This window comes from Pseudoalteromonas arabiensis, from assembly GCF_001550155.1.
In the GTDB taxonomy this organism is placed as follows: domain Bacteria; phylum Pseudomonadota; class Gammaproteobacteria; order Enterobacterales; family Alteromonadaceae; genus Pseudoalteromonas; species Pseudoalteromonas arabiensis.
Genome location: NZ_LRUF01000024.1, coordinates 193,143 through 208,896, shown reverse-complemented (window position 1 = coordinate 208,896; position 15,754 = coordinate 193,143). Strand labels below are relative to the sequence as shown.

Below are 15,754 nucleotides of genomic sequence, written 5' to 3'. Positions count from 1 at the left end.
GCCAGCTTATTCTTGCTGGCTTTTTAAAACAAATAAGCCGTGCATATAGCACGGCCTATTTAAATTACGATGACGCTTTTTGGTGAGTGTGTGCAGCTGCAACAAACCCTTCAAATAGCGGGTGACCATCACGTGGTGTTGACGTGAATTCCGGGTGGAATTGCGCGGCAATAAACCAAGGGTGATCTTTATTCTCGATGATTTCGACTAGTTTCTTATCTTCAGATAAACCAGTGAAACTCAAGCCAGCTTTCTCAAGCTGCTCTACATAGTGGTTGTTTACTTCGTAACGGTGACGGTGACGTTCTACAATTTCGTCACTACCATATACTTCGCTTACTTTAGAACCAGCGATTAAATGACACTTCTGTGCACCTAAACGCATAGTGCCACCTAAGTCAGATTGCTCATCACGAATTTCAACGTTACCGTCAGCATCTTGCCACTCAGTGATTAAACCAACCACAGGGTGTGCTGATTTAGCATTGAACTCGGTTGAGTTTGCACCTTCAAGGCCAGCAACGTTACGCGCATATTCAATAAGCGCCACTTGCATACCTAAACAAATGCCTAAATAAGGAACTTTGTTTTCACGTGCATATTTAGCCGCTAAAATCTTACCTTCAACACCACGGCCGCCGAAGCCACCTGGTACTAAGATAGCGTCAAGGTGAGACAGTAACTCAGTCCCTTTGCTTTCTAAGTCTTGTGAATCAACGTACTCAATGTTCACCGTTAGGCGATTTTTAAGACCCGCATGCTTTAATGCTTCGTTTACTGATTTATACGCATCTGGTAGTTCGATGTATTTACCTACCATACCAATTGTCACTTCACCTGTTGGGTTAGACTCTTGATATAACACTTGCTCCCACTCAGATAAGTCTGCTTCAGGGCACTCAAGGTAGAAACGACGACATACGAAGTTATCAAGTTCTTGTGACTTAAGTAACGCAGGGATCTTATAGATGCTTTCTACGTCAGGTAATGAAATAACCGCTTTCTCTTCAACGTTAGTGAAAAGTGCGATTTTTGCACGCTCGTTATTCGGTAATTTACGATCAGAACGACAGATTAAGATATCTGGTTGAATACCAATCGAACGCAACTCTTTAACTGAATGTTGCGTTGGTTTCGTTTTCACTTCACCTGCAGGGCCTAAGAATGGCACAAGCGTCAGGTGGATAAACAATGCGCGCTCACGGCCGATTTCAGTGCCAAGCTGACGAATTGCTTCTAAGAACGGTTGTGACTCAATGTCACCCACTGTACCACCGATTTCAACGATAGCGACATCGCTACCTTCTGCACCGTCGTATACACGTTGCTTAATATCGTTTGTGATGTGTGGGATAACCTGAATAGTTGCACCAAGGTACTCACCACGACGCTCACGTCGTAGCACATCTTCATAAACACGACCTTGTGTGAAGTTGTTGCGGCTAGTCATCTTGGTACGGATGAAACGCTCATAGTGACCTAAATCAAGGTCAGTTTCTGCACCGTCTTCAGTAACATATACTTCACCGTGCTGAATTGGGCTCATAGTGCCTGGGTCAACGTTGATATAAGGATCCAGCTTTAAAATTGTCACGTTTAGACCACGTGCTTCTAAAATAGCGGCTAATGACGCTGCTGCAATACCTTTACCCAACGAAGAAACAACCCCGCCAGTAACGAAGATAAATTTTGTACTCATGCGAACCCTAGAATATCAGGAATTAAAAGGAATAATATAGAATCAAGACGGGGCGATATTATAGCAAAGGGACTGCTATCAATCCAGATAAAATTAGCAAATTAGTGCACAAAAAACGAGCGCGGGAAAAACCGCTTCGAAGCATGTTACTTCGTAGGCAGTTTAATTGCTTCCCACGCCTCATCCATTTGCTCTAGTGTTGCTGTTTCTAGGCTTTGCCCTCGCGTACTTAAATAAGCCTCAACTTTTTCAAAACGTGATGTAAACTTTCTATTGGCATTTCGAAGCAGTTGCTCAGGATCGCGTTTTAGATGACGGGCAACATTGACCGTTGCAAATAATAAATCACCTAACTCTTCTGCGCTGTGCTCAGAATATGGATCCTGTTGAAGGGCTTCTTTGACCTCATCAATTTCTTCAGCCACTTTATCTAACGCACCATGATAACTTGGCCAATCAAATCCTAAGCTCGCCACGCGTTGTTGAATTTTTTTTGCTTTAGAAAGTCCAGGTATGGCATCTGGAATATCTTGCCAAAGACTCATTTGCGGTGAAGCTGTTTTTTCTGCTCGCTCCTGAGCTTTAATAGCCTGCCACTGCGCCGAAAGTTCAGCGTCGGTCAGCTCACTTTGCTCTGTAAAGACATGTGGATGACGACGAACTAATTTCTCATTAAGCGTATTTGCCACATCGGCAAAATCAAATAAGCCCTGCTCTTTAGCAAGCTGCGCATAAAAAATGACTTGAAACAGTAAATCACCAAGCTCACTTTTAAGCTCGCTAAGTTCACCTTTTTCAATGCAGTCTGCTACTTCGTAAGCCTCTTCAAGGGTGTGCGGCACAATTGATTTAAAGTCTTGTTTTAAATCCCACGGGCACCCAGATTCTGGGTCCCGTAGTTTTGCCATAATCGCTAATGACTGTTCAATAACCTGCTTATCTGACATTATGCGTGCCCACGCTTTGCATCATGCACACCTTCTATTTGATGTAATTTAGACAATAAGCGGTTTGTGCTCGATAAGTCGTGCACTTCAACTTGCATTGAGAATAACGCTAATTGCTTATCTTCAACGGTGTTGACATTCATATTGAGCACATTCACTTTTTCATTCGCAAGCACGGAACTAATGTCTCTAATAAGTCCTGATCTATCGGTTGCTTCAACTTTAATCGTCAACGCATAGGAGCCGTTAACATCATCAGACCAACTCACAGAAATCACTCGCTCTGGGTGTTTCTCTTTTAGTTTATTAAATGAATCACAGTCTTCACGGTGCACGGCAATACCACGGCCTTGGGTAATGTAACCGATGATTTCATCGCCAGGCACTGGTCGGCAGCACTTAGCAACGTGACTCATTAAACTACCGACGCCATCCACCACAATGCCGTTTTTATCGCCATTGACATTTTTTGGCTTTTTGAGTTTTATTTGTGGCTCATCGTCATCACGATCACTGATAAAGTTGAGAAGTTGATTAAGACGCACATCCCCAGCGCCAACAGCCACCATTAAGTCCTCTAACCCACGTAAGTTAAAACGCTCAATTGCAGGGGTTAAATCTTTTGTTGTCAGCTCCAGTTTTTGCAGCTCAGTTTCAAGAATCTCTTTACCTGCACTTAAGTTTTTATCGCGATCAAGTTGTTTAAACCAATGATGTATTTTTGAGCGAGCGCGTGACGACTTGATATAACCTAGGGATGGATTTAACCAGTCTCGACTTGGATTAGCTTGTTTTTGCGTTAAGATTTCAACTTGATCGCCGGTGCTAAGTTGATGGGTAAACGGCACTATTTTGCCGAAAATTTTCGCACCTATGCAGCGATGTCCGACATTTGAATGAATGTAATAAGCAAAATCAAGCGGTGTTGCACCCAGTGGTAAATCGAAAATATCGCCTTTTGGCGTGAACACATAAACACGGTCTTCAACTACTTGGTTTTTAAGCTCTTCAGCTAAATCACTACCATCAACAACCTCTTCTTGCCATTGTAGTAATTTACGTAACCAACTAATTTTTTGCTCATAGCCCGAACCACGCCCTGGCAATGCCCCTTCTTTATACATCCAGTGTGCAGCCACACCCAACTCGGCATCTTGGTGCATTTCGCTTGTGCGAATTTGAATTTCAACGGTTTTACCTTCAGGGCCAAATACCACGGTATGGATTGACTGATAGCCATTTTGTTTTGGCGTTGCAATATAATCGTCAAATTCTTTATTTAAATGGCGCCAATTAGTATGCACGATACCTAATGCTGCGTAACAATCTTGCAGGCGCTCTACCACAATGCGCATAGCGCGAATATCAAACAGCTGATCAAACTCGTAGTTCTTTTGCGCCATTTTTTTGTAAATACTGTAGATATGTTTAGGTCGGCCATATACTTCACCTTCAATACCCGCTTCAGCCAAGCGTGATTTTACTAAAGCAACCATGTTTTCCATGTAAGCTTCGCGAGCAAGGCGCTTATCATCAAGCTGTTTTGCGATGTTCTTATAGGTGTCTGGGTGCAGGTAACGGAACGAAAGATCTTCAAGCTCCCATTTAAGCTGACCAATTCCTAAACGGTTAGCAAGGGGCGCAAAGATATCGCGTGTTTCCTTAGCGGCAATGACACGCTCTTCTTCACTGGCGTCTTTCACATCACGTAAGTGGCATACTTGTTCCGCTAATTTAATCACCACGGCACGCACATCTTCAACCATGGCTAACAACATACGGCGGATATTGTCTATTTGCACTGTGCCCTTACCTTGGTGAGCCAAGGTACTGATCGTCGCCATTTGGCTTACGCCTGTAAGTAATAACGCAACGTGATTACCTAACTTTTCTGTGACTGTCTCAAGCGAAATTTTTTCAGCTAAGAAATAAGGCGTTAAAAATGCCGTAGCCAGTGAGTCCGCATCTAAATTCAGTTCAGCTAAAATCTCCACCATTTCAATGGCGGTATTCTGACGTTTCGTATCGTCACAATGTAGGCACAGCTCATGCGCCTGCTCTAATAAGGTAGTTTTGTCTTCTGTTAGCGCTAACAGCTCGATACGGCTGGCAAAATCACTCTGCTTTGTAAGCTGATGTGATTGTCTAGTAGCTACCATAGTGCGCTTTACCTCCTGTGAAATAACGCCATTGTTTCGATATGCCCCGTATGTGGAAACATATTCATAAGCCCAATTTTTTTAATGCTAAAGCCTGCTTGTAAAATAATTGCACTGTCACGGGCTAAAGTAACAGGATCACAAGAGACATATAAAATCGTTTTAAACTGGGTAAGCGGTAATTGCTCTAAAATAGCCATCGCACCTGTGCGTGATGGGTCAAGTACTAGCACATCAAGTTCAGCACTAAACCACGCAGCGGATTGCATCGATTGAGTTAAATCAAAGCAGTAAAAATCAGTATTCGATAATGAGTTAGTGTGCGCATTTTGTTTCGCTAATGCAACCGCAGAATCCACTCCTTCGACACCAATTACGTGTTTTGCATACTTTGCAAGCAGCAATGAAAAATTACCAATTCCACAAAACAAATCCAACACTTGTTCATGACCTTGTAAATCTAACCACTCTTTTGCTTGATTGAGCATAGCTTGATTCACTTGCGGATTAACTTGAATAAAATTTTCAAGGCCAAATTCAAAGGTTAAATCATATTTAGGTATAGTGTAGTACGGCATCGGATAGTGTGACTGATCAATCTGCCCACTTTCTGATTGCCAAACAATTAACCATTGTTGTTCTTGGCAAGCTTGAGCAACGAATGACTTAAGCTCTTCACTTATTGGTTTCGTATGTCGGATAACCACAAACGCAGCATTATCAGCCTCACACAATTGTAAATGGGTTATACTATGTAAGCCTTTATGTGTATTAATAAGTAAATCAAAAAGAGTAAAAAGTTCACTGAATGTGCTAGTTAACACATCACATTGATTAATACTCACCAGTTGCTTCGAGCCTTGCGCACGGTAACCAACACGCATTTTTTTAGCTGCTTTATCATGCATTACAGCAATGCGAGCCGAACGCCTGTAATGCTGCATATCACTGGTCAGTGGTTCTTCCCAGTTTAAGCTAGTGACCTTAGCAAACTTCGCAAACAGCTGACTCACTGCAGCTTGCTTCTCAACTAATTGTTGAGAAGCATCTAAGTGCTGTAACTGACATCCTCCACAAACCTGATAATGTTCACAAAATGGCTTAACTCGATATTCAGATCCATGAAGCACTTTTTTACAATCGGCGCTAGCAAAACGAGCTTTGTCTTCAACAAGTTGCGCTTTAACTTCTTCACCTGGCAGCGCACCATTTACAAAACACACTTTATTATTATGTTTTGCAACCCCACGCCCTTGATGATCCATTGCTGTAACCGATAACGTGATCATTTTTTGTGAAACGGATTTCTTCTTGGCTTTGAAAATCTGTGCCATCGGACAACACCTTAATTATTGATAAAGCGGGAGTAAGTATATACTCTTAAACAACGATAATAATGACAACAACCTATCTTATGACGAAATTTGGCTTACGTGATTCAGTCTTAACCCTAACTTTGATACCGACTGTAATCATAGGCTTGTTGCTGGGCGGTTATTTTACAATAAATCGTTACATTGAGCTCGATGAAATTTTATATCAACAAGGCGTAACAATTATCGAGCCACTTGCCATTGCTGTAGAGCAACCTCTGCTAAAGCGGAATAAAACTTTACTAACACGTTTGGTAAGCCATACCCATAATAAACACGCCCCTGCTATACAGTCGATCGCCATATTCGATGAAAATAACGAGCTGGTCATTTTTAGTAAGTATCAAAGTGAATTTAAAGATATCGTTACTAATAACTCGGCAGCACTTGAGGGTATCAATGTCAAAAACTCTAAACATTATTTAACCTTTTCAACGGCTATTATTAATCATAGTCGCCAAGACATGATTTGGAATCATCATAGTTACCAAGCATCACTTGGCACTGTCGTCATTATGCTTAACAAGCAGCAAGCAATTATCGGCCAGCAACGCGCACTACTTGTAAGTGGAATTGTTATTATTTTAGCCTTGGTACTTGCCACAATTTTAGCATTTAGGCTAACTCGCATGTTTGTTCAGCCTCTTAATAAGTTAGTACTCGCTACCGATAAGTTAATTGAAGGTAAAGTTGATACCGGCCTCGACAAGAAAATGTTTGGCGAGTTTGAGCTACTTCGAGAAGGGCTCAATACAATTTCGCACACCATGGTGATGCAACGAGACGAAATGCAAAAGCATATTGACCAAGCAACCTCTGATTACCGCGAAACCCTTGAACAATATGAAACACAAAATATTCAGTTAAGTATTGCTAAAAAAGACGCACAAGATGCTAACCGTGTTAAGTCTGACTTCTTAGCAAAAATGAGTCATGAACTCAGAACGCCTCTAAATGGGGTAATTGGCTTTACTCGCCAGTTATATAAAACACCGCTTAATAAGCATCAAAAAGATTACTTAGATACCATAGAGCTTTCTGCAAATAGCTTAATGACGATTATCAGTGATATTTTAGATTTCTCTAAGTTAGAAGCGGGTGCGATGGAGTTGGAGTCAATGCAGTTTCAACTTCGCGATACAATTAATGAGGTGCTGACCTTACTTGCGCCTAGTGCACATGAAAAGCAGCTAGAGTTATCAATATTTATCCATCCGCATGTGCCTGATAACCTCACCGGCGACCCAACACGCTTTAAACAAGTTTTGATTAATCTTTTAAGCAACGCCATAAAATTCACCGAAAAAGGGTCTATAAAAGTGGATGTTGGTCATCGTTTATTAGATGAAGAACGCGCATCTATCTTGGTATCAGTCACCGATACGGGGGTGGGCATTCCAATGGATAAACAAGACGCCCTATTCACCCCATTTGGCCAAGCTGATTCAAGTATTACGCGTAAATTTGGCGGCACAGGCCTTGGTTTAATTATTACTAAACACATTGTTGAAGCCATGAATGGTCGAATAACCTTAAACTCAGCACCAGGGAATGGCACCTGTTTTACCTTTAATGCAGTATTTAGAACACCGAGCAATTCAATTACCAGTGATTTACCGACACAGTCGTTAATCAACAAACGTATTCTTTATTTAGAACCTCACGAGCATACTCACCAAGCAACATTATCATTGTTAAATGAATGGCAAACACAGGTCACGCCTTGTACCGACGAAGAAAGCTTCATAAATGAAATCAACAAGGATTTTAGCTACGATATTTGTATCATCGGCCACACAGCAACGATTGATGATATGCAACAACTTAAGAGTTATGTAAAGGCTGTACGCCCTGTAACCGACTACTTATACATTATGCTCAACACTGTATCTCACAATATGCGTGAAGCTTTTGTTGGTAGTGGTGCTGACGCCTGTTTAAGTAAGCCGCTTAATCATCGTAAGCTATGTGAAGTGCTTGCTGCACCTTACCGACTTGATCACCCTGTGCATAATATCGAACAAGGCGATGAAAAGTTATTGCCGCTAAAAGTACTGGTTGTTGACGATAACGACGCTAACTTAAAACTTATTTGCACCCTACTTGAAGAGCAAATAGAACTTATAGATACAGCGCATAACGGTTCACAAGCTTATAGCTTGAGTAAAAGCCATAAGTACGACTTAATATTTATGGACATCCAAATGCCAATTATGGATGGCATTACAGCATGCAAACTTATTCGTGAATCTTCACTCAATGAAGATACCCCAATCATTGCTGTCACAGCGCATGCTTTGAGCGGTGAGAAAGAGCAACTTCTCAAAGATGGCTTTAAGGGTTATTTAACCAAGCCAATTGATGAAGACATGTTAAAACAAATAATCAGCGATCACAGTCCGCAGTCGCCTATTAATAGAGAACGGAGCAAAACAGTTACAGCTCAATCGGAGCCTCCGTTTGAAAGTACACGCCTAGATTGGCAGCTCGCGCTACAACGTGCAGGAGGCAAAGAAGAGCTCGCACTCGAAATGCTTAATATGCTGCTACTAAGTGTGCCGGAAACTCTGCGCCTTCTTAATGTAGCAATTGAAAAAGAAGACTGTGAACATGTACTTAGCATTGTTCATAAGTTCCATGGTGCATGCTGCTACACCGGTGTACCTAAGCTAAAATCACTTGCTGAAACGCTAGAAACCTCACTGAAAAGTGATTGTGACCTAAATTACATTGAGCCTGAGTTATTTGAGTTGATTGATGAGCTAAATAACTTGTTAAATGATGCGGGAATGACTGAGCAGCAAGGATAACAGCATTCGACTGCATGCTCTAAATGTGAATTTCATAAGGAAACTGTTATGTATTTTGTTTTACTTATCGTCTTTAGTGCGGTTTCGCTCGCTTGGTTTTTTCATCTTTATACTAAGCTAAGTAAAGTCGCTAATAATTACGTAAAGACTAACTACACACAGCAATGGCACGAATATAACAAGAAAGCAAAGTTAATGAAGGAGAAACCAAACTCCGTTATTTTTCATTCAATTAAAAAGGGAGAGCTATCGACACTGGGTGACGAAGTATTGCAGAACTATAAGAAAAAGCACCAGTATTTAATCGCCCTGCTATGTCTTTCTCCCTTGTTATCATCAGAGCTTGCACAGTTGATCATTTATTTGAGCAAATAAAAACGCGGAGCAGTTTTAAAACTCAGTGACTAAAGCTCAATTATAAACGCGCCTCGATCATTAAACGCTTCATATCGCTCACTGCTTTTTCTAAACCATCAATTGCTGCACGGGCAATAATCGCATGACCAATGTTCAACTCGTAGATTTCTGGCATTGCTGCAATCGGTTTTACGTTGTGGTAATGAAGGCCATGACCCGCATTGACGATTAAGCCAAGGCTATCGGCATATTGTACGCCACTGCGAATGCGCTCAAGCTCTGTGTGAAGCGCTTGGTCATTTTCTGCATCAGCATAGGCGCCGGTATGAATTTCAACGTATGGGGCATTACAGGCTTTTGCAGCGTCAAGTTGCGCGTTGTCGGCATCGATGAATAACGACACCTTAATACCCGCTGCTGTTAGTTTTTCTGTCGCTGTTTTTACTTTTTCAAAGTTACCCACTACGTCAAGGCCACCTTCGGTCGTTAGCTCCTCACGCTTTTCCGGCACCAAACACACATAAGCCGGTTTCACTTCAAGGGCAATATCAATCATTTCATCAGTTACGGCAATTTCAAGATTCATACGTGTTTGAATTGTTTTTGCCATTACATACACGTCACGGTCTTGAATATGACGCCGATCTTCACGCAAATGAATAGTAATACCATCTGCACCAGCATGTTCAGCAACCGCGGCCGCATGGGCTGGATCTGGGTAACTTGTGCCACGCGCTTGGCGTAAAGTGGCAATATGATCAACGTTTACACCAAGAAGAATATCTTTCATTTTTTTACCTGTTTAAAACAACGATTAATGGCTGAGTTTCAGCCTACTTAATAAATAACTCACGGCTTTTTAATGGCTTTTTGCCAAGTAAAGGCTTAAGTAGATATCGGCTTAATTGCTTTGCCATATATAACACATCTGGTGCGCTAAAGTCATGAGCAGCAATAGCATTTAACTGCTTTCCAGAAAAGCCACTGAGGGGGTCGTCATGCAACAAAAAGCCGTACTCAGCAAAGTACTGGTAATTTGCTGCATCGTTAATTTCATCCCCTTGCGCATCCACACTAAAATCAACGCCATAACCAAGCATTTCAAGTAACTGAAACTCGTACGAGCGCAGCACAGCTTGTAGGTTTTTAGTGGTTGATAACTCGTCTAAATGCTGCTTATAAAGATGATAAACACTTTCCATCGGCTCATTGATTGGTACGATACGATTAGTTAATTCGTTCAAATAGAAACCGCAATAGAGCTCGGTGCCAGTAAGCATAGTTTGGCCATCATGGGGTTCAAAGTGATTAATGTATTTTAAATCTGATTTGCCGCTGTACTTGACCAGCAGTGATTGGAAGGGTTGCAGTTGTGCTTTATGTTTAGTGGCCTGACGGCCACTAATACGAGCCAGCATTCTGAGCTGACCAACGCCTTCTACCAGCATATCTAGCATGACTTGCGAGTCACTAAAGGGACGTCGATGCAGCAAGTATGCTGTGTAGAATTCGCTATCCATGGCGTGTAGGCTTTACTTAGTCTTCACCATAGCCAAGGCTACGTAGTGCACGCTCATCGTCAGCCCAGCCTGATTTCACTTTTACCCAAAGCTCTAAGAACACTTTATTATCAAGCATGTCTTCAAGGTCCTTACGAGCTTCACGGCCAATCACTTTCAGCTTTTCGCCTTTGTTGCCAATGACCATGCGCTTTTGCGTTTCACGCTCAACGAGGATCAGACCATTAATTTGCCATACACCGTTATCAAGCCATTTAAATTGCTCGATTTCAACGGTAACAGAATACGGTAATTCATCACCCATAAAGCGCATTAGCTTTTCACGGATCACCTCTGCCGCCATAAAGCGCATTGAACGGTCTGTCACATAGTCTTCAGGGAAATAAAATTCACAAAGCGGTAAGCGCTTTTTCACTTCATCTTTAATGAGTTCAATATTTTTTCCCTGCTTTGCCGAAACAGGCATGATACCAACGAAATCAAATTTACCGCCCAAAAACTGCATGTGCGGCAGTACTAAGTCACGGTCTTTAACTTGGTCAATTTTATTCATAACCAATAGCACTGGGCGACCGCTTTGACGTACTTTATTAAGTACCATCTCATCGTCGTCATTCCAATGCGTACCTTCAACCACAAAAATGATCAGCTCCACATCACCAATTGAGCTTGATGCTGCACGATTCATTAAGCGGTTAATGGCACGTTTTTCGTCAACGTGTAAGCCTGGCGTATCTACGTACACGGCTTGGTATTTGCCTTCTGTATGAATACCCATAATACGATGACGTGTGGTTTGTGGTTTACGCGAGGTAATACTCACCTTTTGCTCAACAATGTAGTTAAGTAAAGTTGATTTACCCACATTTGGACGGCCAACAATGGCAATCATCCCGCAGTGCGTATCAAGCTCTGCTGGCTCTTTGCTAATTAAATCATCAAGATTCATTTTTAAGTATCTTTAAGGCTTTTTCAGCAGCTTTTTGCTCCGCTTTACGACGCGAGCTACCGACTGAGATAATACTATCCATCCCTTCAACAATACATTCAACCGTGAATGTTTGATTGTGCGCTTGACCTTTTGTATCAATAACAGTGTAGCCTGGTAACGATAACTTGCGCGCTTGTAAGTATTCTTGAAGTAATGTCTTTGGATCTTTCTGATTTAAACCCGGTGAAATTGCATCAAGTCGCGATTCATACCAGCTTAAAATTAACTCACCACATTGTTCAATGTTTGAATCAAGGAATACGGCACCAATAATGGCTTCAACTGCGTCGGCTAAGGTCGATTCACGACGAAAACCGCCGCTTTTAAGCTCACCAGGACCCAAGCGTAAGTAATCGCCTAAGCCAAACTCAAGACCAAATTCAGCCAGTGTTTGACCACGCACTAAGGTTGAGCGCATGCGACTTAAGTCACCTTCTCGCGCTTTAGGAAATTTGCTGTAAAGCGCATTCGCAATCACAAAGCTCAATATAGAATCACCTAAAAACTCTAAGCGCTCATTATGTTGACCTTTATGGCTGCGGTGCGTCATTGCCTGTTCAAGCAAAGCTTGATCAGTGAATGTATAACCTATTTTTTTGTATAACTCTGTTACGTTTTTTTTCATCGTTACTGAATATTACCTAGGCGTTCAAAACGAACACCAGTTGGAACCCAGCTTGGTAAGAAGTCATCTGGGCCATTTTCAAATTCAAAACTCATCCATATAAAGACGGCTTTACCTACCAGGTTTTCTTTTGGCACAAAGCCCCAAAAGCGACTGTCTTGGCTGTTATCACGATTATCACCCATCATAAAATAATGATCAGCAGGAACAACCCACTCATCTGAGCGTGTACCTGGTTGTTGATAATAACGGCCTTTCATTTCAAGCGCTTCAGGGTTAATCAAGATGTTATGATTCACTGTGCCTAGATTTTCATCTAAGCGTACTAAATTCATAGACCCTTGCTTGAATTCGTCACTATTGAGAATTTCCATATCAATTTTATTGTATTCATTACACAACAACTCACCTTGCTGCGTTGCTCCATCCTCACACTTAGGTTGGATATAAAGATGCTTATTACGATAAACTATTTTATCCCCTGGTAAACCGACAGCACGTTTAATGTAATCCACGCGCTCATCCAAAGGGTATTTAAATACAACTATATCACCACGCTCTGGCTCATCAACATCAACAAGTTGAGTACGCCATACTGGATCTTTAATACCATATGAGTACTTCTGAACCAATATAAAGTCACCAACCAATAGCGTTGGCATCATCGAACCTGATGGTATCTGAAACGGCTCAAAAATAAATGAACGAAAAATTGTAATTGCGGCGATCATCGGGAAGATTGATTTTGCCGTTTCAGTAATACTTGGTTCTGGCGCAATTAATGCGGCAGTTTCTTCGTCTAGCTCACCGCCCGACGCATTTTGAGCAAGGGCGATGCGTTGTTGACGCTTTGGTGCAAACATAAAATGGTCAATTAACCAGATTAGCCCTGAGCCAAGCGTTAACAACACTAAAAAAATCGAAAAATAACCCGCCATGCATTAATTCCTTTATTAACTTCTATTATTTACCAACTTTAAGGATAGCTAAGAACGCATCTTGCGGCACTTCAACGTTACCTAGTTGCTTCATTCGCTTTTTACCTTCTTTTTGCTTCTGTAGAAGCTTTTTCTTACGGCTTACGTCACCACCGTAACACTTTGCAATTACGTTTTTACGTAACTGTTTGACAGTTGTACGCGCAATAACATGCTGACCAATTGCCGCTTGAATTGCAATATCAAACTGTTGGCGTGGAATCAGATCTTTCAGTGCCTCAGCTAATAGACGACCACGTGATTGCGCGATATCACGGTGTACAATGATGGCTAATGCATCGACACGTTCACCATTGATTAGTACGTCCACGCGTACCATGTCTGACGCTTGGAAGTGCTTAAAGTTATAATCAAGTGACGCAAAACCACGGCTTGTTGATTTTAACTTATCGAAGAAGTCCATCACGACCTCAGCCATTGGTAATTCGTATGTTACCGCCACTTGCTTACCGTGGTAGTTCATTTTAGTTTGTACGCCGCGCTTTTCAACACAAAGCGTAATTACGTTACCTAAAAATTCTTGTGGAACTAATATGTTAGCTTCAACAATTGGCTCACGGATCTCAAGAATATTATTGACCGGTGGAAGATCAGATGGATTATCAATCTGCTTAACGCCGTCTTTAGTTTCAACTTCATAGATTACCGTAGGAGCCGTGGTAATAAGATCAATATCGTATTCACGTTCAAGACGCTCTTGGATGATTTCCATGTGTAGCATACCTAAGAAGCCACAACGGAAACCAAAACCTAGTGCTGTTGAATTTTCTGGCTCGAAGAATAACGATGCATCGTTCAAGCTCAGTTTATCAAGCGCATCACGGAATGATTCATAATCATCTGATGAAATTGGGAACATACCCGCATAAACCTGTGGTTTAATGCGTTGGAAACCTGGTAAGCGTTCTGGAGCAGAATTACGTTGTAAAGTAATGGTATCACCTACTGGTGCACCATGGATTTCTTTAATACCCGCAATTACAAAGCCCACTTCACCGGTTTTTAAGATGCCCGTGTTAGTTTGCTTTGGTGTGAAAATACCCACTTTATCAGCAATGTGAACTTGGTCATTCGACATGATCTTAATTTTATCGCCCGCGCGTAGCTCACCGTGCTTGATACGTACTAATGATACAACGCCTTGGTATGGGTCAAACCATGAATCGATAATTAATGCTTGTAGAGGCTTGTCTTTGTCACCTTCTGGTGGCGGAATATCTTTAACGATAACCTCTAACACTTCTTCAATACCGATACCTGTTTTTGCACTACAACGAACAGCCTCTAAGGCGTCGATACCAATGATGTCTTCGATTTCTTCAGCAACGCGAAGTGGATCGGCTTGCGGTAAGTCGATTTTGTTTAGAACAGGAATAACTTCTAAGTCCATTTCAATCGCTGTATAGCAGTTAGCCAAAGTTTGTGCTTCTACACCTTGACCCGCATCAACAACTAAAAGCGCACCTTCACAGGCTGCAAGCGAACGTGATACTTCGTAAGTGAAGTCAACGTGCCCTGGCGTGTCGATGAAGTTTAATTGATAGGTCTCGCCATCTTTGGCTGTATAATTTAGCGTTACACTTTGCGCTTTAATGGTGATACCACGCTCACGCTCAATGTCCATTGAGTCTAACACCTGCTGCTGCATTTCACGGTCTGTTAAACCACCACAAACTTGGATAAGACGGTCAGAGAGAGTCGATTTACCATGGTCGATATGGGCGATGATCGAAAAATTACGGATATGCTTCATAAACTGGATTCTAAACTTCTATATAAAATGGACTAAGTGTATAAAGCGGCAATTTTACATTTAATTGGCTTTAATCACCATCTATTTGAGTGAAAGGAATAGTAATTGGGTGAATTTTTATTACTTTTATATCATGTTTTAGGCTCTTAACCCTTGATTTAGCTATCGCATAGCCAATTAAGCCTCCCAACAAGGCTGCTAAAATTTGCCACCCTTCAGCAAGCGAAAATACTGCAAAAGCAGCTAAAGCGAACCCTAAACTAAGTAAGAGAGGCAACATATACACAGCCATCGCGTGTTTTACTAAATGACTATCATCCAACGCTAAGGTTACTTTTTGCCCTACTTTTAGCTCATTATCGAATGTGTATGGGAATGTTTTTTTAGCGGTACCAAATAACTTGGCAAAGACTTGTGAGCCACAACGGCCATTGCACCCTTCACAGGCTTGTTTTTGCTCTGCTTCTAAATTTGCTGTCGTGCCTTTTACTGACACGACAGTAAGTGTTTGTTCAATCATGG

General features: G+C 41.7%; 13 protein-coding genes. 2 read left to right on the top strand and 11 right to left on the bottom strand.

What is annotated here, in order from left to right:
• Positions 1–64: 64 nt before the first annotated feature.
• From PAARA_RS14150 to rlmD, 4 genes are all read right to left on the bottom strand, one after another.
• Positions 65–1,699, bottom strand: coding sequence for a CTP synthase (locus tag PAARA_RS14150; protein WP_062569668.1), 1,635 nt, complete (start codon positions 1,697–1,699; stop codon positions 65–67).
• A gap of 146 nt (positions 1,700–1,845) precedes the next feature.
• Entirely contained in the window at positions 1,846–2,646 is an 801-nt protein-coding gene (mazG, locus tag PAARA_RS14145; RefSeq protein ID WP_062569667.1) for a nucleoside triphosphate pyrophosphohydrolase, read from the bottom strand.
• The gene (relA, locus tag PAARA_RS14140) at positions 2,646–4,805 is read right to left on the bottom strand and encodes a GTP diphosphokinase (protein WP_062569666.1); all 2,160 of its coding nucleotides are present in this window, start codon (positions 4,803–4,805) and stop codon (positions 2,646–2,648) included. The genes mazG and relA overlap by 1 nt, the downstream gene beginning before the upstream one ends.
• Positions 4,806–4,813: 8 nt before the next feature.
• Positions 4,814–6,139, bottom strand: coding sequence for a 23S rRNA (uracil(1939)-C(5))-methyltransferase RlmD (gene rlmD, locus PAARA_RS14135; protein WP_062569665.1), 1,326 nt, complete (start codon positions 6,137–6,139; stop codon positions 4,814–4,816).
• An 80-nt stretch (positions 6,140–6,219) separates the two neighbouring features.
• On the opposite strand from rlmD, the gene barA reads away from it, so the two are divergent.
• Both barA and PAARA_RS14125 read left to right on the top strand, forming a co-directional pair.
• Positions 6,220–8,988, top strand: coding sequence for a two-component sensor histidine kinase BarA (gene barA, locus PAARA_RS14130; protein WP_062570029.1), 2,769 nt, complete (start codon positions 6,220–6,222; stop codon positions 8,986–8,988).
• A 48-nt stretch (positions 8,989–9,036) separates the two neighbouring features.
• Positions 9,037–9,363: a hypothetical protein gene (locus PAARA_RS14125; RefSeq protein ID WP_062569664.1), complete on the top strand. Its 327-nt coding sequence runs from the start codon at positions 9,037–9,039 to the stop codon at positions 9,361–9,363.
• A 40-nt stretch (positions 9,364–9,403) separates the two neighbouring features.
• Here the strand turns inward: PAARA_RS14125 and pdxJ are convergent, their stop codons facing one another.
• The 7 genes from pdxJ to PAARA_RS14090 form a co-directional block, all read right to left on the bottom strand.
• Entirely contained in the window at positions 9,404–10,135 is a 732-nt protein-coding gene (gene pdxJ / locus PAARA_RS14120; protein WP_062569663.1) for a pyridoxine 5'-phosphate synthase, read from the bottom strand.
• A 43-nt stretch (positions 10,136–10,178) separates the two neighbouring features.
• On the bottom strand, positions 10,179–10,865 hold the full coding sequence (gene recO / locus PAARA_RS14115; protein WP_062569662.1) for a DNA repair protein RecO: 687 nt from the start codon (positions 10,863–10,865) through the stop codon (positions 10,179–10,181).
• Positions 10,866–10,881: 16 nt separating this feature from the next.
• Positions 10,882–11,814 (bottom strand): GTPase Era, encoded by a 933-nt coding sequence (gene era, locus PAARA_RS14110; protein ID WP_062569661.1) that lies wholly within the window; start codon positions 11,812–11,814, stop codon positions 10,882–10,884.
• Positions 11,804–12,481, bottom strand: a complete 678-nt coding sequence (rnc, locus tag PAARA_RS14105; protein ID WP_062569660.1) for a ribonuclease III — start codon at positions 12,479–12,481, stop codon at positions 11,804–11,806. Before rnc ends, era begins: the two co-directional genes overlap by 11 nt.
• A gap of 2 nt (positions 12,482–12,483) precedes the next feature.
• Complete coding sequence (gene lepB / locus PAARA_RS14100; protein WP_062569659.1) at positions 12,484–13,419, bottom strand: signal peptidase I; 936 nt, start codon at positions 13,417–13,419, stop codon at positions 12,484–12,486.
• Positions 13,420–13,444: 25 nt separating this feature from the next.
• Complete coding sequence (gene lepA, locus PAARA_RS14095) at positions 13,445–15,232, bottom strand: translation elongation factor 4 (protein ID WP_062569658.1); 1,788 nt, start codon at positions 15,230–15,232, stop codon at positions 13,445–13,447.
• A 70-nt stretch (positions 15,233–15,302) separates the two neighbouring features.
• A complete protein-coding gene (locus PAARA_RS14090) occupies positions 15,303–15,752 on the bottom strand; it encodes a SoxR reducing system RseC family protein (protein WP_062569657.1) in 450 nt (149 codons plus the stop codon).
• Positions 15,753–15,754 lie beyond the last annotated feature (2 nt).